The organism is Pusillibacter faecalis (genome assembly GCF_018408705.1).
GTDB classification, from domain to species: Bacteria; Bacillota; Clostridia; order Oscillospirales; family Oscillospiraceae; genus Oscillibacter; species Oscillibacter faecalis.
On sequence record NZ_AP023420.1, the window covers coordinates 2,727,489 to 2,746,142 of the forward strand.

At 57.3% G+C, this 18,654-nt stretch carries 20 protein-coding genes and 1 tRNA gene; 6 read left to right on the forward strand and 15 right to left on the reverse strand.

Annotation, left to right across the window (positions count from 1 at the left end; translation table 11 throughout):
• Nucleotides 1-11: 11 nt before the first annotated feature.
• From lpdA to KJS55_RS13775, 5 genes are read right to left on the reverse strand one after another with little or no spacing between them, the layout of a single operon-like run.
• Nucleotides 12-1,718: a dihydrolipoyl dehydrogenase gene (lpdA, locus tag KJS55_RS13755; RefSeq protein WP_213543564.1), complete on the reverse strand. Its 1,707-nt coding sequence runs from the start codon at nt 1,716-1,718 to the stop codon at nt 12-14.
• A 15-nt stretch (nt 1,719-1,733) separates the two neighbouring features.
• Complete coding sequence (locus KJS55_RS13760; RefSeq protein WP_187030637.1) at nt 1,734-2,975, reverse strand: dihydrolipoamide acetyltransferase family protein; 1,242 nt, start codon at nt 2,973-2,975, stop codon at nt 1,734-1,736.
• A 13-nt stretch (nt 2,976-2,988) separates the two neighbouring features.
• On the reverse strand, nt 2,989-3,969 hold the full coding sequence (locus KJS55_RS13765; RefSeq protein WP_187030639.1) for an alpha-ketoacid dehydrogenase subunit beta: 981 nt from the start codon (nt 3,967-3,969) through the stop codon (nt 2,989-2,991).
• Nucleotides 3,966-4,955 carry a thiamine pyrophosphate-dependent dehydrogenase E1 component subunit alpha gene (locus KJS55_RS13770; protein WP_213543565.1) on the reverse strand — a complete coding sequence of 330 codons (990 nt, stop codon included), beginning with the start codon at nt 4,953-4,955 and terminating at the stop codon, nt 3,966-3,968. The genes KJS55_RS13765 and KJS55_RS13770 overlap by 4 nt, the downstream gene beginning before the upstream one ends.
• A gap of 20 nt (nt 4,956-4,975) precedes the next feature.
• A complete protein-coding gene (locus KJS55_RS13775) occupies nt 4,976-6,295 on the reverse strand; it encodes a GntP family permease (protein WP_187030643.1) in 1,320 nt (439 codons plus the stop codon).
• 323 nt (nt 6,296-6,618) lie between these two features.
• On the opposite strand from KJS55_RS13775, the gene KJS55_RS13780 reads away from it, so the two are divergent.
• On the forward strand, nt 6,619-7,557 hold the full coding sequence (locus KJS55_RS13780; protein WP_213543566.1) for a LysR family transcriptional regulator: 939 nt from the start codon (nt 6,619-6,621) through the stop codon (nt 7,555-7,557).
• A 448-nt stretch (nt 7,558-8,005) separates the two neighbouring features.
• Here the strand turns inward: KJS55_RS13780 and KJS55_RS13785 are convergent.
• A tRNA-Arg gene (locus KJS55_RS13785) sits at nt 8,006-8,082 on the reverse strand.
• Nucleotides 8,083-8,235: 153 nt separating this feature from the next.
• Between KJS55_RS13785 and KJS55_RS13790 the strand changes: the two genes are divergently transcribed.
• Nucleotides 8,236-8,823 carry a hypothetical protein gene (locus tag KJS55_RS13790; protein WP_187030647.1) on the forward strand — a complete coding sequence of 196 codons (588 nt, stop codon included), beginning with the start codon at nt 8,236-8,238 and terminating at the stop codon, nt 8,821-8,823.
• Nucleotides 8,824-8,852: 29 nt separating this feature from the next.
• Here KJS55_RS13790 and KJS55_RS13795 read toward each other — a convergent pair whose 3' ends face one another.
• From KJS55_RS13795 to KJS55_RS13805, 3 genes are read right to left on the reverse strand one after another with little or no spacing between them, the layout of a single operon-like run.
• Nucleotides 8,853-9,491: a YigZ family protein gene (locus tag KJS55_RS13795; protein WP_213543567.1), complete on the reverse strand. Its 639-nt coding sequence runs from the start codon at nt 9,489-9,491 to the stop codon at nt 8,853-8,855.
• Nucleotides 9,466-10,011 (reverse strand): GNAT family N-acetyltransferase, encoded by a 546-nt coding sequence (locus KJS55_RS13800; RefSeq protein WP_228300547.1) that lies wholly within the window; start codon nt 10,009-10,011, stop codon nt 9,466-9,468. The genes KJS55_RS13795 and KJS55_RS13800 overlap by 26 nt, the downstream gene beginning before the upstream one ends.
• Nucleotides 10,008-10,226 (reverse strand): helix-turn-helix domain-containing protein, encoded by a 219-nt coding sequence (locus KJS55_RS13805; RefSeq protein ID WP_187030650.1) that lies wholly within the window; start codon nt 10,224-10,226, stop codon nt 10,008-10,010. The genes KJS55_RS13800 and KJS55_RS13805 overlap by 4 nt, the downstream gene beginning before the upstream one ends.
• Before the next feature lie 80 nt (nt 10,227-10,306).
• On the opposite strand from KJS55_RS13805, the gene KJS55_RS13810 reads away from it, so the two are divergent.
• A complete protein-coding gene (locus KJS55_RS13810) occupies nt 10,307-10,525 on the forward strand; it encodes a hypothetical protein (RefSeq protein ID WP_187030651.1) in 219 nt (72 codons plus the stop codon).
• On the opposite strand, the gene hflX is transcribed toward KJS55_RS13810, so the two are convergent.
• The 3 genes from hflX to KJS55_RS13825 all read right to left on the reverse strand — a co-directional run bounded on the left by hflX (nt 10,512) and on the right by KJS55_RS13825 (nt 13,917).
• Nucleotides 10,512-11,786 carry a GTPase HflX gene (gene hflX, locus KJS55_RS13815; protein ID WP_213543568.1) on the reverse strand — a complete coding sequence of 425 codons (1,275 nt, stop codon included), beginning with the start codon at nt 11,784-11,786 and terminating at the stop codon, nt 10,512-10,514. The genes KJS55_RS13810 and hflX overlap by 14 nt on opposite strands.
• A 147-nt stretch (nt 11,787-11,933) precedes the next feature.
• Nucleotides 11,934-12,437, reverse strand: a complete 504-nt coding sequence (locus tag KJS55_RS13820; RefSeq protein WP_187030653.1) for a flavin reductase family protein — start codon at nt 12,435-12,437, stop codon at nt 11,934-11,936.
• Nucleotides 12,438-12,552: 115 nt separating this feature from the next.
• Complete coding sequence (locus KJS55_RS13825) at nt 12,553-13,917, reverse strand: sodium-dependent transporter (RefSeq protein ID WP_187030654.1); 1,365 nt, start codon at nt 13,915-13,917, stop codon at nt 12,553-12,555.
• A 211-nt stretch (nt 13,918-14,128) separates the two neighbouring features.
• Here KJS55_RS13825 and KJS55_RS13830 point away from each other — a divergent pair, with 211 nt between their 5' ends.
• The gene (locus KJS55_RS13830) at nt 14,129-14,674 is read left to right on the forward strand and encodes a cysteine hydrolase family protein (protein ID WP_187030655.1); all 546 of its coding nucleotides are present in this window, start codon (nt 14,129-14,131) and stop codon (nt 14,672-14,674) included.
• Nucleotides 14,667-15,638: an alpha/beta fold hydrolase gene (locus KJS55_RS13835; protein ID WP_187030656.1), complete on the forward strand. Its 972-nt coding sequence runs from the start codon at nt 14,667-14,669 to the stop codon at nt 15,636-15,638. The genes KJS55_RS13830 and KJS55_RS13835 overlap by 8 nt, the downstream gene beginning before the upstream one ends.
• A 73-nt stretch (nt 15,639-15,711) precedes the next feature.
• Here KJS55_RS13835 and KJS55_RS13840 read toward each other — a convergent pair whose 3' ends face one another.
• On the reverse strand, nt 15,712-15,972 hold the full coding sequence (locus KJS55_RS13840; protein WP_213543569.1) for a helix-turn-helix domain-containing protein: 261 nt from the start codon (nt 15,970-15,972) through the stop codon (nt 15,712-15,714).
• 92 nt (nt 15,973-16,064) lie between these two features.
• Here KJS55_RS13840 and KJS55_RS13845 point away from each other — a divergent pair, with 92 nt between their 5' ends.
• Nucleotides 16,065-16,310 (forward strand): hypothetical protein, encoded by a 246-nt coding sequence (locus KJS55_RS13845; protein WP_213543570.1) that lies wholly within the window; start codon nt 16,065-16,067, stop codon nt 16,308-16,310.
• A gap of 261 nt (nt 16,311-16,571) precedes the next feature.
• Here the strand turns inward: KJS55_RS13845 and ade are convergent, their stop codons facing one another.
• Nucleotides 16,572-18,296 carry an adenine deaminase gene (gene ade / locus KJS55_RS13850; RefSeq protein WP_213543571.1) on the reverse strand — a complete coding sequence of 575 codons (1,725 nt, stop codon included), beginning with the start codon at nt 18,294-18,296 and terminating at the stop codon, nt 16,572-16,574.
• A gap of 137 nt (nt 18,297-18,433) precedes the next feature.
• Nucleotides 18,434-18,598, reverse strand: coding sequence for a hypothetical protein (locus KJS55_RS13855; RefSeq protein ID WP_187030661.1), 165 nt, complete (start codon nt 18,596-18,598; stop codon nt 18,434-18,436).
• Between the last annotated feature and the right edge of the window lie 56 nt (nt 18,599-18,654).

Genomic DNA, 18,654 nt, shown 5'->3' on the forward strand with positions numbered 1-18,654 from the left:
TCCTTCCTGTCTTATTTTTTCTTGCGGGGTGGAATGTGCACCGCCCGCCCCAGGGCGTCCAAGGCACATTCCCGGACGGACTCTGTTACCGTGGGATGAGAGTGGATGGTGGCAACGATCTCATCTAAGGTCATCTCTCCACCAATGGCCAGCGCGCCCTCAGCAATGAGATCGGTGGCACGAGGCCCAATGATGTGCATCCCCAAGACCTCGCCGTATTCTTTCCCAGCGATGATCTTGACCAGCCCCTCGCCGCCATTGAGGATCAGGGACTTGCCGTTGGCGCTGAGAGGAAATTTTCCTACCGTGTAGTCAATTCCCTGAGCCTTGGCCTGCTCCTCCGTGAGACCCACGGAGGCCGCCTCCGGCTCAATGTAGACGCAGGTGGGATTGGTGGCCTCGTCATAGGATGCAGACTGCCCGCAGATGTTCTCTGCCGCCACCTCGCCCATGGCGGAAGCGGTGTGCGCCAGCTGCGCATGGCCAAAGACACAATCACCGATGGCATATACACCGGGAACAGAGGTTTCCATCCGGTCATTGACAAGGATGCGGCCCCGGTCATGTTCAACCTGTCCAGCTTCCAGATTCAAGGAGGCAGTGTTGGCCTTGCGGCCGATGGCGACCAGGACCTTCTCCGCTTCAAAGGAGACAACAGCGCCGGATTTGTCCCTGCAGACTACTTTGGCTCCCATGGGGGAGGCCTCCACGGACTGCACCGGGCACTCCAGGTGGAACTCCATACCCATCTTCTTCATATGGGCCACCCCTACCTTCGTGAGGTCGCCATCCAGCATGGGCAGCATGCGGTCCTGAGCTTCGATCACCGTGATCTTGGTGCCGAAGGCCGCATAAGCGCAGGCCAGCTCTAAACCGATGACGCCGCCGCCGATGACCACCATGGTCTTGGGCAGCTTTTCCAGGCTGAGAGCGCCGGTTGAGTCGATGCAGTTAGGGTTCTCCATCAGACCGGGGATGGGAGGCTGGGAATTGATAGAGCCGGTTGCCAGAATGATGGCGTCCGCCGCCATGGTCTCTGAAGAACCGTCCTTCTTGGCGACCCTCAGGGTTTTGGGAGCGGTGAAGCTGGCTTCACCATCAATCTTTGACACCTTGTTGGCCTTCAGTAGGGCGGCAACACCGCTGGTAAGCTGCCGGCTGATATCGTTCTTATGGGCAATGACCTGGGGAAAGTTCACGGTAACGCCGCTAACTTCCACACCGATGTGCTTCCCCTGGTCCTGGATCTCAGAGACCAGCTCCGCAGAGTGCAGCAGACACTTGGTTGGAATGCAGCCTATGTTCAGGCAGGTGCCGCCCAGATGCTCCCTTTCGATGAGGGTGACCTTCGCACCCAACTGGGCCGCCCGGATGGCAGCTACATAGCCGCCGGGACCTCCGCCCACCACGATCACACTCTTGAGATCCGCGGCAGAAGTCGCAGGAGCAGCAGCAGCCGGTGCGGCTGTGACGCGCTCCCCAGCCTCACCGATATAGGCGAGAATGCCCTTTACAGGGACGTCGTCCCCCTCCTGGGCCACGATTTTTAGAAGCACACCATCGCGCTCGCTTTGAAGCTCATGAGTCAGCTTGTCTGTGGTAATCTCTGCGACCACGTCGCCCGCCTTTACCGCATCGCCTTCGTGTTTCATCCACTGGGAGACGGTGCCCTCCTCCATGGTCAAGCCCAGCTGCGGCATTAAAATTTCATATGCCATTGCGATTGCCTCCCATTACAATACGATACACATGGGACTCTGCAGCAGATCGCGCAGGTCCATGACGAACTTGGCGGCAGTGGCGCCGTCAATGAGCCTGTGGTCGTAAGTGAAAGACAGTCGCATGACCTGTCGCTTGCTTACCGAACCATCCTCCGCCAGGGTCAGCTCATCCTGCACCGCGCAGACACCCAGAATTGCGGCATCTGGCTGGTTAACAATGGGCGTGAAGGTCTCAATACCGAACATTCCCAGGTTGGAAACGGAGAAGGTGGACCCCTTGTACTCATCTGGAAGGAGCTTGTTGCCCTTGGCCCGGGAAGCCAGATCTTTGGCACTGTCTGCCAAGGCATCCAAGCCCAGGCGGTCGGCGTCCCGAATCACAGGAACGATCAGCCCGGCCTCCAGTGCCACGGCCATGCCGATGTTCACATGAGCCCGCTGGATCATCTGGCCGTTATCATAGCTCACCAAAATCTCAGGATGCTGGCGCAGCATCTTAGCGGTTGCTTTGAGGATCAAGTCGTTGACAGAGTACTTCCGGCCGGTTTCCGCCAGCAGAAGTTTCCGGAACTTCATCAGCTCTGTCACATCCACCTTGGTGTTCTGAGTCACCGGTGGAATTTCAGTGTGGGAATGGAGCATCCGCTCCGCCACCACCTTGCGCATGCCGGAGAGTTTCACCACGGTGTCTCCCTCCATCAGCTCCAGACCGGCCTTGGGTGCAGCGGGCTCTGAGGCAGAAGCGGCCGCTACGGAGAGAGGCGCTGGGGCAGGAGCAGTCTTCATAGCCTCAGCGGCTGCCAGGATATCCTTCTGGGTGATGCGGCCAGAGGTGCCGCTGCCCACGATAGCGGCAAAGTCCGTAACACCCAGCTTAGCCGCGGTCTTCCGGGCCAGAGGCGAGATGCGAATGCGCCTGCCGTCCGCAGTAGGAGCAGCTGCCGCGGGGGATGCTGCAGCAGGAACTGATTCCGCTGCCGCAGGCGCAGCGGCCGGTGCAGCTGTGATGCTCTCCCCAGCCTCACCGATATAGGCGAGGACCCCCTTTACAGGAACATCCTCCCCCTCCTGGGCCACGATTTTTAGAAGCACACCATCGTGCTCGCTCTGAAGCTCATGAGTCAGCTTATCTGTGGTAATCTCTGCGACCACGTCGCCCGCCTTTACCGCATCGCCCTCGTGCTTGATCCACTGGGAGACGGTGCCCTCCTCCATCGTTAGGCCCAGCTGCGGCATCAAAATTTCATATGCCATGTTCTGCCCCTCCTCACTTGTTCAGCACATGCTTGACGGCCTGGACGATGTTCTCGGGATGGGGGAAATTTTTGTCCTCCAGCACAGGACTGAAAGGAGAACAGATATTCAGTCCGCAGACCCGCTCCACGGGAGCATCCAGCTCATCGAAAAGCTCTTCGGCAATTTGGGCAGAGAGTTCACCGGCATAGCTGCCGCGCTTGACCTCTTCGCTGACAATAACGACATAGTGAGTCTTGGAAACAGAAGCACGGATGGCGTCCCAATCCAGAGGCACCAGGCTCCGCAGGTCCAGGACCTCCGCGTCAATGCCCTCCTTGGACAGTGCTTCCGCGGCCTCCATGGAGAAGTTGACCTCTCGGGACCACGAGATGATTGTAAGGTCCTTGCCTTCGCGCTTGACGCTGGCCTTGCCCAGCGGGATGGTGTATTCCCCCTCAGGAATCTCCTCCTTGCGGGCGTAGAGCAGCTTGTGTTCTAAGAAGACCACGGGGTCATCGTCTCGGATGGCAGTCTTCAGAAGGCCCTTGGCATCCTCGGCAGAGCAGGGAGCCACAACCTTCAGGCCAGGGAAATGGCAGAAGAAGTTCTCCAGGGATTGGGAGTGCTGGCCGGCGTTGCGGCGGCCGGAGCCCATAGGGGCCCGCAGCACCATGGGAACACTGCACTGGCCGCCAGTCATATAGCGGATCTTGGCGGCCTGGTTGAAGAGGGGATCGGCACACTCGGTGGCAAAGTCATCGTACATGAGCTCCACCACAGGTCGCATACCGCGCATGGCCGCGCCAACAGCCATTCCAACAAAGCCCTCCTCAGAGATCGGCGTGTCGATCACGCGGTTGGGGCCAAACTCCTCCAGAAAGCCCCGAGTAATGGCGAAGACGTTTCCCATAACAGCCATATCCTCGCCCATAATGAACATCTTGTCATCTCGGAGCATCTCCTCATGCAAGGCTTCACCGATGGCCTTGCTGACGGTGATCTTCTTGCTCATCTTGCCACGCACCTTTCGTTATCGGTCACATACATATCATCGAGCACGGTGGCGGGGTCGGGATAAGGGGACTCGTCCGCAAACTTTACAGCCTCGTCCATCTCGGCTTCCGCCGCCGACTTCACAGCGTCCAGTTCCTCCTGGGTGGCGCCGGCTTCCAGCAGCCGCTTGCCCAGCTTCATGATGCCGTCATTCTTTAAGGCCTGCTCCATGTACTCCTTGGGGCGATATACGGCGGGATCGCCGCAGTAATGGCCCTGATAGCGGTAGACTTTGGCCTCCACAAGGTAAGGACCCTGGCCGGAGCGGGCATGCTCCATGGCTACCTTCATGGCCTCATAAACAGCTATGGGATCGGTCCCGTCCACCACGGCATAGGGCACACCATAGGCAGCGGCTCGGGATGCCAGATCCGGGGTGTTGGTGATGCGGTGGATCTCGGTAGAAACACCGTAGCAATTGTTCTCGATGAACCAGACCATAGGCAGCTTCCAGGCGGCGGCCATATTCAGGGACTCGTGGAAAGAGCCTTCGTTGGTAGCGCCATCGCCGAAGCAGCCAACGGTGACGGAGCCATCCTCCATAATCTTGGAGGCCAGTGCGCTGCCAGCGGAGATGGGCTGGCCGGCACCTACGATGCCATTGGCGCCCAGGTGGTTCATTTTCTTCATATCCGCAATGTGCATGGAGCCGCCCTTGCCCTTGCAGTAGCCGGTGGCCTTGCCGAAGAGCTCTGCCATGGCCAACTTGGGGTCCGCGCCTCGGGCGATGGCATGGCCATGGCCACGGTGGGTGGAGGTGAAGTAATCTTTGGGCTCGATGGCCGCAAAGGCGCCGGCTTCGGCGGCTTCCTGGCCGATACTCAAATGGATATTGCCGGCCAGCATGCCCTTGGTAAAGCATTCGGCTGCATGCTCCTCAAAAGCCCGGATTCGAACCATATTCCGGTACAGCGACAGCAGGAAGTCCTTGTCATAGGTTGCCATAATTCACAACACGACCTTTCTCAGTGAGTGAGGGAGTAATAGATAAACACAGGGACCAGGGACAGCAGTGGCAGGATGACGGTTTCCACCGCCACATGCAGATACCCCTTTTTGTAGGAAACGCCGGAGAGCGCGAACAGCATGACTACCGTTCCATTCCAGGGAAGCGTATCAAGCCCGCCGCAGGCGATGGATGCTACACGGTGAATGATCTCGGGCGTGTAACCCCAGGAGACAAAGGTCTCGCCAAAAAGCTCCAGGGCGATGGTCAGGCCGCCGGAGGCAGAACCCGTAATACCGGCAATGATCGTGGTGATAGCGGCCACTTTCAGAAGACCCGGCAGAGGTAGATTGATGATATTTTCCTGGACCAGAGCAAAGACCTCCGTAGCGGAGACCACCTTGCCAACGCCTACCACGGCCGCGATAATGATGCAGGGGAAAATGCCGTTGTTGAAGCCCTCAGAGAGAACGTCGCTGACACCGTGGACGCCGTTCAGGGCCTTCCAGAACATCAGGACGGAGAGAATACAACCTGCGCCGAGACCGTAGAGCAGTTCCACACCGAAGCCGTTGATCAGGACAAAGGTCACCACCATGGGGATCAGAGACACCAGGAAGTGAGGGGCGCGGCCCTCCAGCTCTTTCTCATCCAGAATACCGCCCTGGACCTGATAGTTCTCGATGGCAGCGGCAGGATCGTTGCGGCCGCGCTTGCACTGCCAAGAGAGGTAGCCAACACCCGCAATGATCATGAAGAGCGTAGCGAGAATGCCCTCCACCGGAGCGGCGGTAAGCTCGGTACCCAGTAACCGAGAGGGGATAATATTTTGCATCTGCAGGCTGCCGGGCATCTGTCCCATGGCAAAGGTAGCGATGGCCAAGCCAGTGATGCCAGGGAACAGATACCATGGAATGCCTGCCTTTGGGAAAAGGATCTTAGCGAAGGGCAGAAGTACAAAGATCATGACAGTAACCTGAATGCCGCCGTAAACCAGCAGACCGCCTACTAGAACATAGATTAGCAGGGTCCACTGGGTGCCTGCCTTGTTGATCAGAGTACTGCTGATCCGCCAGGTGGCACCGCTCTTGTCATACAGAGCACCCAGCAGCGCGCCCATGGCAAAGACCACAAGCCAACTGCCGACAAAGTCTTTCATACCAATCAGGAAGGGACCCTCGGCCCCTACGATGGAGGCCGCCACATCTAAGCCGCCGAAGAGCGCCACAATGGCTGCTGCCAGAACAGCCGCCAGGAACATACTGATCTTCTTATACGCTGCGAAGATCAGCGCACCGAATGCCAGGAGAATGCCGATCACACTGAATGCGATAGTCATTTTTTTTACATCCTTTCCGGTATTTGTTGCAGAGATATTCATTGCAGTGGGGATCGGAAGGGGTTATTCCTCCCTCCTTTTTCCAGATGAAAGCTCAGCCGGCTGCTTTCGTGTAACATTGTAGTCGGGAATTTTTGAATTGTAAAATACTAAGAAATTATCCATGGATTACAAAAAACTATCCATAATGTGTCAAAGATTTATCATATTTGCTGTACTTCGCTGTAACCAGCATCCAAATTTCTTATGGAAAGAAAAACTTGTTTTATGGGAAAAAAGCGAATATGATAGAAAAAGATTTCTGTAAGAGCGGAGGAACGACCATGTTAAATCTTAGACACCTTCAATATCTGAATGCGGTCTATCAGTATAAGAATTTTACCCAGGCCGGAGACTCCCTTTTTGTTTCTCAACCCACAATTTCCGCCGCCATCAATACTTTAGAATCGGACCTTGGCGTAAAACTCATTGAGCGCAGCTCCAAGCGTGTAATCTTTACTTATGAGGGCGAGCAATTTATGCAGTGGGTCCAGAAGATCCTGCTGCTCTGCCAGGAGGCTGAAAGCGCCACGCGGGATCTCTCCGACTCGGCAGAGCAGCAGTTGCGGCTGGGGATGTCTTACGCCTTTATGGATTCCACCGCGCCGTTGGTTTTCTCCGACTTTTTGAAGGAGCATCCCCAGGGCAAGATTCACCTGGATGAAGGCTCCATGCAAAAGCACCTGCAGATGATCCAGAGTGAGAAGCTGGATCTGGCCTATAACGGGTTTCCGGACACTCAGGATCTCCCCGGGATCGAAACCATTCCCATCAGCAAGGCGGAGATCCGGATCGTGCTGCATCCAGACCATCAGCTAGCCAAGCAGGAGCGGATTCCCCTCTCCCTTTTGGCAGGTGAAAAGCTTGTGATGATGGATGCTCAGTCCAAGGTTAAGCGCCTGATGGATGAAGCGTTTGAGCAGCAACACCTCTCCATGAATGTGGTGCTGAACTATACCCAGATCCTCTGTATGGTAAGCCTGGTAAAATCCTGCCGGTATGTTGGCATCATCAGCGAGGCAGCCGGACACAGCATTCCCGGCTGCGAAGGCTTAGTACTCCGCAGCTTTGAAGAACCGTTGGTCTTTGATTTGGGATTTTTCTTCAAAAAAGGGCGATATCTCCCTAAACTGGGGTGGGAGCTGATCCGCTTTCTTCAGGCCAGTGAGAAGCCATACCTGAAATACTGGGAGGAAAAGCATGCCTCGGGGCGGCGCCAATAAAAACAGGCTCGAGATTGTTTTGAGAAACGGCGTAGCTCCGGCTATTCCGTTTCTTCGTTTTGCCGTTTACCCAGCAAAGACGCGGGAGGTATTTGGTCATAGCTATTTTATGAGGCATAGAGAGACTGAACAGATTTAGAAGTATGTGAAAATTTGGCGGATGTCCACCTTGCAAATGAGCCCCATCCAACGCTGAATAGGCCAAAGATGGGTCAGCCAGAATCAAGGCCACAAGAAAATACAAACAAACCCCGCTGATTTCATCTGAAATCAGCGGGGTTCCTGGCAAGGGGCTACGATCTGGGGTTCCTCAGGAAAGCGGTCATCCAGATCATGACCCAGCAGAACAGTCACGATCTGGAAAGGAAGTATCAGGGAGCGGGTAGACGACGTCTTTTTTGCCGTAGATATAAAAAGACGTCGGAGCAAAGTTTACTTTACTCCGACGTGGTACGCCCTGAGGGATTCGAACCCCCGGCCTTCTGGTCCGTAGCCAGACGCTCTATCCAGCTGAGCTAAGGGCGCATGTCCATTCTGGACAGCTTGTTTATAATAGCACACTTCTTTTGGAATTGCAAGGGGTTTTTGAAAAAAATTTCACTTTATGAATGGCCCTTGTAAAAGAACAGGGGCTGTGATATAGTAAATCACAAAGATAAAACGGGAAGTGGTGGGTCTATGGATAACTACGCCATCAAGAGTGTGACATTCGGCGGATTTGACAAGCAGGATGTTATTCAATATATCGAGCGGGCTGCGGAAGCGCAGAAGGCTCTGGAGGAAGAGAACGCCAGCTTGAAGGAACAGCTCGCTGATTTAGAGGGAAAATGCGGCGCGCTGGGTGCCCAAGTAGAGACCCTGACCGCAGAGCATACCCGCCTGCAGGACGCTCTTGCAGAGGAGACAGCCCTGCGGCAGGAGTTGGAGCAGCTCAAGCCCCTGCGGGAGGAGGTGGCTCGGCTGCGGCCGGATGCGGAGGCCTACGCCCAGTTTCGGGAGCGGATCGGCGCCATTGAGTGCGAGGCCCGGAAGCGGGCAGCGGACCTGGAACAGGCCACGGCCACACAGTTACAGCAGACCGTGGAACTGTTCCAGAAGCAGTACCAGGCTCTGATGAGCACCTTTGAGGCCGCCGCGGGCCACGTGACGGGGGAGCTGCGGAAGGTGGAGGTCAACCTGGCCCAGCTGCCGCGGGTGATGGATCAGTCCGGAGCGGAGCTGAACGCATTGGCCTCCCGGCTGGACGCTGAACAACAAAAGACGTGAAAGGACGCGCCGCAGGCGCGTCCTTTTTCTCATGGGATCTCCTCCCGGGGACCGGGCAGGAATTCCTCGCCCGCCGCCACCATCTCCAGCGCCCCGGCGGAGAGGTCCGTCAGGCGGGGAGAGAACTGCTCCACGCCGCCGGCGGGGAAGGCCGCCCGCAGCACGATATCCGCGCCGTACTCCGCGTCCCGCACCACGCCGCCACAGGCGGCGATCTCCAGCTTCATCCTCTCAAAGAGGGGATAGGTGCAGGGCACGTCCCACAGCGTCCAAAGGCCCATGACAGCGCAGCCAGCTGCGCACAGGGCGTCCCGGGCGCCCCTGGTGTAGGCCCGGGTCAGCCCCCCGGCTCCCAGCAGGATGCCGCCGAAGTACCGAGTCACCACACAGCAGACATTCCAGATTTCCTCCCGCTGAAATACGTTCAGCATGGGCTGGCCGGCGGTGCCCTGGGGTTCGCCGTCGTCGGAGTAGCGGACCGCGCCGCCCTCCCGCAGTAAGTAGCACCAGCAGTTGTGGCGGGCATCGTAGTATTTCTTTTTCATCTCCTCGATGCGGGCACGGGCCTCGGCCTCGCTTTCCACCCGCCAGAGGTGGCTGATAAAGCGGGAGCGCTTCTCCACGAATTCGCTCTCGCTGGCTTCATAGGGCACCCGATACTCGCTCACGCCACGCCTCCTTGGTCAATACGTAAAAATAGGTTTGCCGGGTCTCGCCCAGGAGCGTTACCTCCGTGGGGCGGGAAAACTGGTAGCGGAAGCCGCACTTGCGGATGACGGCGGCGCTGCGCCAGTTCCCGGCGTAGTGGGCGCACCAGACGCGGTGCAGGCGCTCAAATCCATAGCGCAGCACCGCCTGGGCAGCCTCAGGCATCAGCCCACGGCCCCAATATTGGCGGGAGAGGGCATAGCCCAACTCGTCATCTGGGCAGTGCTCCCCCGCGGGATGGCTGCCCACAAAGCCCACGGAGCCAATAACGGCGCTCGTCTCCTTGAGCTCCATAGCAAAGACGTCTGGTGCGGAGAACACCGTGCGGATGATCTCACGGCTCTCCTCCACGCTTTGGTGGGGAGGCCAGCCGGCCACCGGCCCCACCGCCGGGTCCTGAGCGTAGCGGTACACGTCCGCCGCGTCAGTATCCTGAAAGGGCCGGAGGAGCAGCCGGGGCGTCTCGATCACCGGCGTCACCGGGACACCTCCCGCCGGTCCGTGCGGCCCGCCAGATAGTCCATAGACACACCGAAGTGCTCCGCCAGCGCGCAAAAGATTTCCAGGCCGGGAAGCCCGTCATCATTTTCCAGCCGCTGATAATGACGGTCACCCATTCCAATGGCATTGGCAACCTGTACTTGCGTTTCGCTGCGCTCCTTGCGCAATTCTTTTAACCGATTTCCAATTTTCATAAGAACTCCTTGACACGCCGGATCAGGTGTGTTATTATGAGAATACACCAGATGTGACGTGTTATGAAAGGGGGATTTTCATGTCCGATTTCATGAAATGGCTCTATCCCCGGTATATCCGGCCCTATCTGGACGCTGTTCCCCAAGCCGATTACAGCTTTCACTTTGAGCTTGTGGAAAACGAGCTGGGCCAGCACGCCGTGGAGAGCTACGAAAAAATACAGGAATTTACTGCCATCCACGCCTTTTTGCTGGGGCTGCGCACCGGCGCGGGGCTGGCCGGGATCAGTCCTCCATAAAGGGCTGCACCTGGCCGAGAGTCCGGGGACCGCAGACCACTGTGACGTCTATCGTCTCGCCGTACTCCACCTGTTCCACCTTAGCTTCCCGATACAGCATGTCCAGCAGGCTGCCTTTGTCATAGGGCAGGTGGAGCACCACCCGCCGGGTGCCCTTGTCCAGCCGCTGGTCAATCATCTCCAACAGGCGGTCGATGCCCTCGCCAGTCCGGGCGGAAATGGCGCAGATATCCTCGCCGTGGGGCATGATCTCCCCGACGGGTAACCGGTCTGACTTGTTAAATACATCAATCCGAGGCAGCTCCCCGGCGCCCAGCTCCCGGATCAGATTTTCCACCACCGCCGCCTGGAGCTGCCACTCCGGGTTGGACACGTCGATGACGTGGAGCAGCAGGTCCGCGTACTCCAGCTCCTCCAGGGTGGCCTTGAACGCCTCCACCAGCTGGTGGGGGAGCTTGCGGATAAAGCCCACCGTATCGGATACCACCACGTCCAGCGTGTCGCTGACGCGGAGCAGGCGGCTGGTGGTGTCCAGGGTATCAAAGAGACGGTTGTTGGCAGGGATGCCCGCTCCGGTGAGGTGGTTGAGCAGGGTGGACTTGCCCGCATTGGTATAGCCAACGATAGCCACCACGGGGACCTCGTTTTTCCGCCGCTGCTGGCGCTGGGTGCCCCGTACCCGGCGCACGTCCTTCAAATCCTCCCGCAGCTTGTCAATTTTCCGGTGGATGTGCCGCCGGTCCGTCTCCAGCTGGGTTTCGCCGGGGCCCTTGGAGCCGATGGGACCCTTGCCGCTGGTACCCGCCTGACGCTCCAGGTGGGTCCACATGCCGGTGAGCCGGGGCAGCAGATATTGATATTGGGCCAGCTCCACCTGGAGCCGGCCCTCCCGGGTCTGAGCCCGCTGGGCAAAAATATCCAGAATCAGCCCGCAGCGGTCCAGCACCTGGACGCCCAGCAGCTGGGTGAGAACCCGCATCTGAGAGGGTGAGAGGTCGTTGTCAAAGATGACCATAGTGGCGCCGGTGTTCTCACAGTAGAGCTGTACCTCAGCTACCTTGCCCTCGCCGATAAAGGTGCGGGGGTCCGGGGAGGGGCGGTTTTGCAGCACAATGCCCACCGTCTCGCCACCGGCGGTCTCCACCAGGGCGCTGAGCTCCTCCATAGTGTCCTCGTCGGCGTTCTCCTCCTGTTTCAGCACCGGGGAGTTCAGCCCCACCAGCACCACTTTGTCTCGAATTTCCTTTGTCGTATCCTGCATGAACGCTCCTTGTTTTCCATCAATTTCCGGCCGTACCCGGTCCGTTTTTCCCGCTCCGGCGCAAATCCGGCCGCGTTGCCGTCGCAGAGGCTCGGTGAACTACCTAGCCCTCAGAGCGAGCCAAATTCTTTTTGATACGTTTTCTTTTTAAGAAAACGTATAGGCTTCGAGGATTTCACCGGTGTAGGCGCGGTGAATACCGCCTTGAGCGGGACCGTAGAAGGTCTGAACCTTCTCCGCCATGCCGCCAAGATCCAGGTCCTGCACATAGAGCTTGCGGCACACCAGCACCAGCTCCGCCTGCTCGAAGTACGGCGCATCCCCCGCACCATAGGCAAGCGTCAGACCGCAGGCGGCGATCTTATCCGTGTCCCGGCCGCTCTTGGTACCGCATAGGGCCATGGCCTTCTTCTCGCTCTCAGGCAGGATAGAGAGAGTGAAGTAGTCATGGGACTCCATAAACTCATACGTATAGCGCTCCGGCCGCACGTAAACGGTGCATACCGGCAGACCCCAGACCAGGCCATTTTGCCCCCAACCGATGGTCATGGTGTTGCAGCCGGTCTTGTCTCCGGCAGTCAGCAGGGCATTTTGGGTTCCCCAATAGCGGGTAAGGTCCACGGTTTTGGGATCAGTGAGATGCAGTTTCATACGCAGCACGCCTCCTTTGATTTCTGGAATCTAGTATATGCGCCCCGGGAGAAAAAGTAAATCCTAAAATCGGAAAAACGGCGGCATGCAATCGCATGCCGCCGTGAATATGCACTCAAATCAGGCCCTGAATCAAAATGACCAGGATGATAATGGGCAGGATAAACTGGAAATAGGGTTTGAAAGCCCGAGACATCCGGAGGCCCGTACCAGTGTTGGCCTCCTCCAGATATTTGTCAAAGCCCCAGCCCCACTTGGTGACGCAGAAGAGCAGATAGATGAGAGAACCCAGCGGCAGCAGAAGATTGCTCACCAGGAAGTCCTCAATATCCAAAATCTGGCCGCCGTTGGGAGCGTTGGGCAGCACCACAGAGAAATACCACTCGTTGTAGCCCAGAACACAGGGCATGCTGGCCAGAAGAATGAACACGCAGCAGATACCAGTCGCCTTCTTACGGGACCAGCCAAAATTATCAATACAGCTGGCCATGATGTTCTCAAACACCGCGAGCACTGTGGTAAAGCTGGCGAACGTCATAAACAGGAAGAACAAAGCGCCCCAGACTCGGCCGCCGGCCATGTTCACAAATACCCGGGGCAGGGTGACGAAGATGAGGGAGGGGCCGCTGTCCGGCTGTACGCCAAAGCTGAAGCAGGCGGGGAAGATGATCATGCCGGACATGAACGCCACAAAGGTGTCCAGGCAGCAGATGCGCACCGCCTCTCCGGTGAGGGAGTGCTCCCGGCTCATGTAGCTGCCGAAAATCTCCATGGCGGCGATGCCAAGACTCAGGGTAAAGAAGGACTGATTCATGGCGGCGGTGATGACATTGCCAAGGCCCACCTCCGCGGCCCGCTGGAAGTCCGGCAGAAGATAGAACTTCACGCCCTCCATGGCGCCGTCCAGGGTGAGGCTGTGAACTGCCAGAACCACAATCAGCGCCAAAAGCGCCAGCATCATCCACTTGCTGATGCGCTCCAATCCCTTCTGAAGGCCGAAGGAGCACACCAGAAAGCCCGCCAGCACAATGATCACCATGAAGACGGCCATCTCGCCGGGATTGGCCAGCATAGAGGAGAACACGCCGTCCACAGCATCGGTGGCAGCGCCGTCGAAGGCGCCGACGGTAAACTTATAGAAATAATCCAGCATCCAGCCGGAGACTGTGGTGTAGTACATCATCAGAAGGCAGCAGCCAATGACGCAGAACCAGCCGTGAATATGCCACTTGCTGCCCTTGGGCTCCAGAGCCTTGTACCCCAGTACCGCGCTCTTGCGGCTGGCACGTCCCACGGCCAGCTCCATGGTCAGTACGGGCACTCCCATGATCACCAGGAACAGCACATAGAACAGAACAAATACGCCGCCGCCGTTTTCGCCGGTCACATAGGGGAACTTCCACACATTGCCGATGCCGATGGCGCAGCCGGCGCTCACCAGCAGGAAGCCTAAGCGGGATTGAAAGTTTTCGCGTTTCATGAAATAGTCTCCCTCACTTTTTTTTACACACTCCCGAGGCCGAAAAAAGAGAACGGTATTGCCGTTCATCTTCCCCTTTTCAGGATGTTTCTATGGTAGCGAACTGACGGGCGAAAGTCAAGACTTTCCTGGAAGAACGTGAAAGATTCCGTGGATTTTAAGGGGAAGGCCTGCTATAATAAGAGAAAATTGTGGGGGGAGGCTTTTTCAGATGGAGATTCTGATCGTTGTGGACATGCAAAATGATTTTGTATCTGGCGCCCTGGGCACGCCGGAGGCCGGGGAGATCGTGCCGTATGTGGTAGGCCGGGTAGTGGAGGGCATGAACCGGGGAGAGGAGATTCTCTTTACCCGGGACACCCATGAGGCAAACTACCTCTCAACCCAGGAGGGGAAGAAGCTCCCGGTCCCGCACTGCATCCGGGGAACGGAGGGCTGGGAGATCATTGACCAGCTCCGGGAAGACGCGCGGCATCCCATTGACAAGCCCGCCTTTGCCAGCCGGTATCTGGGCGCCTTGCTGAAAGCCCGGGACGAGGATCTCCACAAGCAGGGAAAGCCCGGCGTAGAGAAAGTTACCTTTATCGGCCTGTGCACAGATATCTGCGTGATCTCCAATGCACTGCTTATCAAGGCGTTTTTGCCGGAGGCGGAGATTGTGGTGGACGCGCGGTGCTGTGCCGGCGTTACGCCGGAGAGCCACCGAAACGCTCTGGAGGCCATGAAGATGTGCCAGATCACCGTGGAGAATGACTGAGCAGACGGTGGAGAAACGCTGTCCTTTTGAAGAGGAATACGTCTTTGCCAACGGAATTGAGCACTATCTGCTCCATTACCCAAAAGCGCCCGGTACGCCGGTGCTGCTGTACTTGCACGGCGGCCCCGGCAGCGTGGAGTCGCTGTTTGCCTACCAGCTGGATAGCGCCTGGGGTGAAATGTTCACCCATGTACACTGGGACCAGCGGGGCGCGGGCAAAACGCTCCGCAGGAATGGGAGGCGGGACCGACCGGAGAGTATGGAGCAGATGCTGGCAGACCTGCACGGTGTTATCGGACACCTCCGGCGGAAGTATCAGACTGAGCGGGTGGTTCTGCTGGGCCACTCCTGGGGAAGCGTACTGGGGAGCCTTTATGTGCTGCGGCATCCGGAGACTGTTCTGGCGTATATCGGCGTGGGGCAGGTGGTCGGCATGATGGAAAACGAGCGGACCGCTTACCGGGAAACGCTGGAAATGGCCCGGCGGGCGGGAAATGAGGCGCATGTGCGGGCTTTAGAGCAGATGGGGGACTATCCGCCCAATGACCCGGAGCGGCTTTTGAAGCTGCTGCCGCGGATGCGGAGGATTCAGGCGGCCTATGACGACGGACCGGCCTCCGGCACCGGCCTGGGGGAGCTGCTGAACTCCATGCGGCGAAGCCCCGTCTTCCGGTGGAGCGATCTTCTGAGCTTTACGCAGATCATGAAGGTGAACCGCCCGCTGCACCTGCAAATGCTGTCGTTTCGACTAGGGGATTTTGCCCCTCGGTACGCGGCACCGATTCACTACCTGCTGGGAGAGGCGGACCCCATCGCGCCCACGAGCCTCAGCAGGGCGTATTTTGAGACCATCGAGGCTCCGGTCAAAGGCTTCACGGTGATTCCGGGAACGGGGCACAACCCCGCGCACGAGAGGCCGGGGGAATTTGCCGCCGCGCTTCGGACCATCCGTGAGACCCTATAGCTATCAAAACAAGCGGCAAATCCACAAGGATTTGCCGCTTGTTTTGGTGATGGAGCGCTATGGGAGGGGAGCTTCATGATTCGTGGATTTCATAGAAATCAGCCAACAACTCCCGTTCCGTGACATTTAATATCTGACAGAAGCAGGCAAGCTCATAATCCTTCACAAAGCGCTCGTTGCGTTCGATTTTGCTGATGAGCCGTTGGTTGATGTCTACTCCCAGAAGCTGCATCTGTGCGGCCAGGGCCTCTTGAGACAGCTTTTGCTCTTTCCGTATACGGCGCAGATGCCGGGAGATCAAATTTGAATTATCATAAAAGTAGGACTTATTCATGTTTTACCCCAGCACGATGTATTTGCTTGACTTTAACATGAATATTGTCCTATAATTACTTCGTCTTATTCTAAAATAAAAGAGGGGTTGCGATGAAATTTGAGCTAAGGACTCTAGCCAAAATACTGCTCGACAGCGGAGCGAAGGTGCACATCAGCTGCGGGGAGGAGGCTCTGGAGCGGGTGATGAAGGAGCGGTGCTGGCAGGCGCTACGGGAAATTCGGGATGTGCTGGACGACGAGGAGCTGGATGACCCAATCTGCTTCCGGCGGATTGAGCGGATTGTGGAAATCTATGAGGCGATGGGACTTGGCGGCGGGAGCCGCCATGACTTTTAAAGCAGGCGGCAGATCGCTCAGATCTGCCGCCTGCCTGTCGGCGGGGCGGGCTATTGAACACCAAGTCGGGTTGCTGAGCGGCAGACCCGGTATCCCGCCAGTTCCCGTAACGTATCAAGATTCTTTTGGCCCTTTTCTTGAAAGAAAAGGACAGAAGGGGAAGCCGCCACCAGACCTGGTTGCCGACGAACAGACATGGTCTCTCACCAGCCCGCGTAACGAGCGAAAATTCTTTTGGTCCTTTTCTTTTCAAGAAAAGGATTATACATAGCTTTGGGTGGTGACGTCAAAAACGCCGCGGGTTGTGATCCGCAGGGAGGGGATGACTGGAAGCGCCATGAAACTCAGCGTCATAAACGGGTCGATATTAGGATTCACACCCAGGGCGTGGGCCTTTGACTTTGCGGCCTCCAGCTGAATATTGACCACGGTCAGGGGTTCGTCGCTCATGATGCCGGCAATGGCCAGGGGAACCTCCGCCGCAACCCCGCCGCCGTCCCAGACCACAATGCCGCCGTTCAGCTCCACCACCCGATTGACAGCGGCGGCCATGCTGGCCTCGTCGGCCCCCACCACAATGATGTTGTGGGAGTCGTGGGAGATCGAGGTAGCCACGGCACCGGACCTCAGACCATAGCCTTGCAAAAAACCGATGCCGATGTGACGGGTATTTCTGTGACGCTCCACCACGGCGATCTTCAGCACATCATACTCCACGTCGATGCGATCCGAGTAGCCGGCGTCTACCGTGGTGATCTCGCCATTGACCATGCCGATAATGCCCCGGGGTCGAGACTCCGCAAAGTCCTCGGCTGAGAGCCGTCCTATATGGAAGGTGCTGTGGGCCCGCTCTTTCAGATAAGGCTCCACGGGCGGCTCTGAAAACGCCTGCACCGCGCCGTTTTCCACCATGAGGCGACCCTTTTTATAGACCTTTTCGATGTGGAACTCCTCAAAACTATCAATGATTACAAAATCCCCCAGATACCCTGGCGCAATGGCTCCTCGGTTGTTGAGCAGGAAATACCGGGCGGCGTTGTGGCAGGCCACCTTGATGGTGGTGATGGGGTCTGCCCCCATGTGGATGGCCTTTTTCACAATGGCGTCTATGTGCCCCCGCTCCAGAAGGTCACTGGGATGGATGTCGTCTGTACAGAACATGCACCGCTCAGCGTACTGGTCGCACAGCAGGGGGAAGAGGGCCTCCAGATTCCGGGCGGCGGTGCCCTCCCGGATCATGATGAACTGCCCCCGCTCCAGCTTGGCGATGGCGTCGCTGAGGTCGTGGCACTCGTGGTCGGAGTAGACGCCGGCGGCGATGTAGGCGTTGAGGTCGTTGTCCATCAGGTCCGGGGCATGGCCATCAATTTTCTTGTGATGGGCCTGGGCTGCTACGATCTTCTCCAGAGGCTGGTCATCTCCGGCGATGATGCCCACGAAGTTCATCATCTCTGCCAACCCCTGCACCCTGGGGTGGTCGTAGAAGGAGTCCAAACACCGGTAGTCCAGTACCGCGCCGGACTCGTCCAGAGGCGTGGCCGGCACACAGGAGGGCAGCATGAAACGCACATCCACCGGTAGACCCTCCGTGGCCTGCAACATGTATTCAATACCGTCCGTCCCCATAACATTGGCGATCTCATGAGGGTCCGTCACGACTGTGGTGGTGCCATGGGGCAAAACAGCCTTGACAAATTCCTTCGGGGCGACCAGGGAGCTCTCCAGATGAATGTGCGCATCCAGAAAGCCGGGCAGGACAATCCTGCCGGTGCAGTCTTGCTCTTCAGTGCCGGAGTAGTGTCCCATGCCCACGATCAGTCCCTCTGCCACGGCGATGTCGGCGGTGCAGAGCTGATTTGAGAACACGTTGACATAGGTGGCGTTTTTCAGCACCAGGTCCGCTGGTTCCCGTCCAGCGGCGGCTTCCAGAATGCGGCGCTTTTTCAGCAGCTTTCGGTTGATCTTGCCGGCATAACTCTCGGACATAGAACCACTCCTTCTGAATTAAATTGAGATATTATAATAACTTATATAAAACATAAGATATCATAATATTTATGTAAGAGAGTATACGCGAAAACAGCCAATTTGTCCACATGGGAACCCAAATTCTTCACAAAAATTTACTGATACCGGTATTGCTGCCGGGTATACTCATCCACGCAGCGGAAAAAGAGTGCTTGATCCCGGAACTCCAGCAGCTCGAAGCCATCCTCTGGATGGAAGGAGACAATGCGCCGCTGCGTATCTACCCAAATACGCCAGGGCGGTGGGTCCTGCTTGATCATGAAAATCTCTCCATTTCGTCAGTTTTCTCTATTTTATGCGATTATTGCATAGAAAT

Bases quoted from the DNA above. Each gene is read 5' to 3' on its own strand.
- KJS55_RS13765 (WP_187030639.1), bottom strand. From the start codon at position 3,969: ATGAGCAAGAAGATCACCGTCAGCAAGGCCATCGGTGAAGCCTTGCAT.
- KJS55_RS13810 (WP_187030651.1), top strand. From the start codon at position 10,307: ATGTCCGATTTCATGAAATGGCTCTATCCCCGGTATATCCGGCCCTAT.
- KJS55_RS13780 (WP_213543566.1), top strand. From the start codon at position 6,619: ATGTTAAATCTTAGACACCTTCAATATCTGAATGCGGTCTATCAGTAT.
- KJS55_RS13825 (WP_187030654.1), bottom strand. From the start codon at position 13,917: ATGAAACGCGAAAACTTTCAATCCCGCTTAGGCTTCCTGCTGGTGAGC.
- KJS55_RS13770 (WP_213543565.1), bottom strand. From the start codon at position 4,955: ATGGCAACCTATGACAAGGACTTCCTGCTGTCGCTGTACCGGAATATG.
- KJS55_RS13830 (WP_187030655.1), top strand. From the start codon at position 14,129: ATGGAGATTCTGATCGTTGTGGACATGCAAAATGATTTTGTATCTGGC.
- lpdA (WP_213543564.1), bottom strand. From the start codon at position 1,718: ATGGCATATGAAATTTTAATGCCGCAGCTGGGCTTGACCATGGAGGAG.
- KJS55_RS13840 (WP_213543569.1), bottom strand. From the start codon at position 15,972: ATGAATAAGTCCTACTTTTATGATAATTCAAATTTGATCTCCCGGCAT.
- KJS55_RS13845 (WP_213543570.1), top strand. From the start codon at position 16,065: ATGAAATTTGAGCTAAGGACTCTAGCCAAAATACTGCTCGACAGCGGA.
- hflX (WP_213543568.1), bottom strand. From the start codon at position 11,786: ATGCAGGATACGACAAAGGAAATTCGAGACAAAGTGGTGCTGGTGGGG.
- KJS55_RS13805 (WP_187030650.1), bottom strand. From the start codon at position 10,226: ATGAAAATTGGAAATCGGTTAAAAGAATTGCGCAAGGAGCGCAGCGAA.
- KJS55_RS13835 (WP_187030656.1), top strand. From the start codon at position 14,667: ATGACTGAGCAGACGGTGGAGAAACGCTGTCCTTTTGAAGAGGAATAC.
- KJS55_RS13760 (WP_187030637.1), bottom strand. From the start codon at position 2,975: ATGGCATATGAAATTTTGATGCCGCAGCTGGGCCTAACGATGGAGGAG.
- KJS55_RS13855 (WP_187030661.1), bottom strand. From the start codon at position 18,598: ATGATCAAGCAGGACCCACCGCCCTGGCGTATTTGGGTAGATACGCAG.
- KJS55_RS13775 (WP_187030643.1), bottom strand. From the start codon at position 6,295: ATGACTATCGCATTCAGTGTGATCGGCATTCTCCTGGCATTCGGTGCG.
- ade (WP_213543571.1), bottom strand. From the start codon at position 18,296: ATGTCCGAGAGTTATGCCGGCAAGATCAACCGAAAGCTGCTGAAAAAG.
- KJS55_RS13790 (WP_187030647.1), top strand. From the start codon at position 8,236: ATGGATAACTACGCCATCAAGAGTGTGACATTCGGCGGATTTGACAAG.
- KJS55_RS13820 (WP_187030653.1), bottom strand. From the start codon at position 12,437: ATGAAACTGCATCTCACTGATCCCAAAACCGTGGACCTTACCCGCTAT.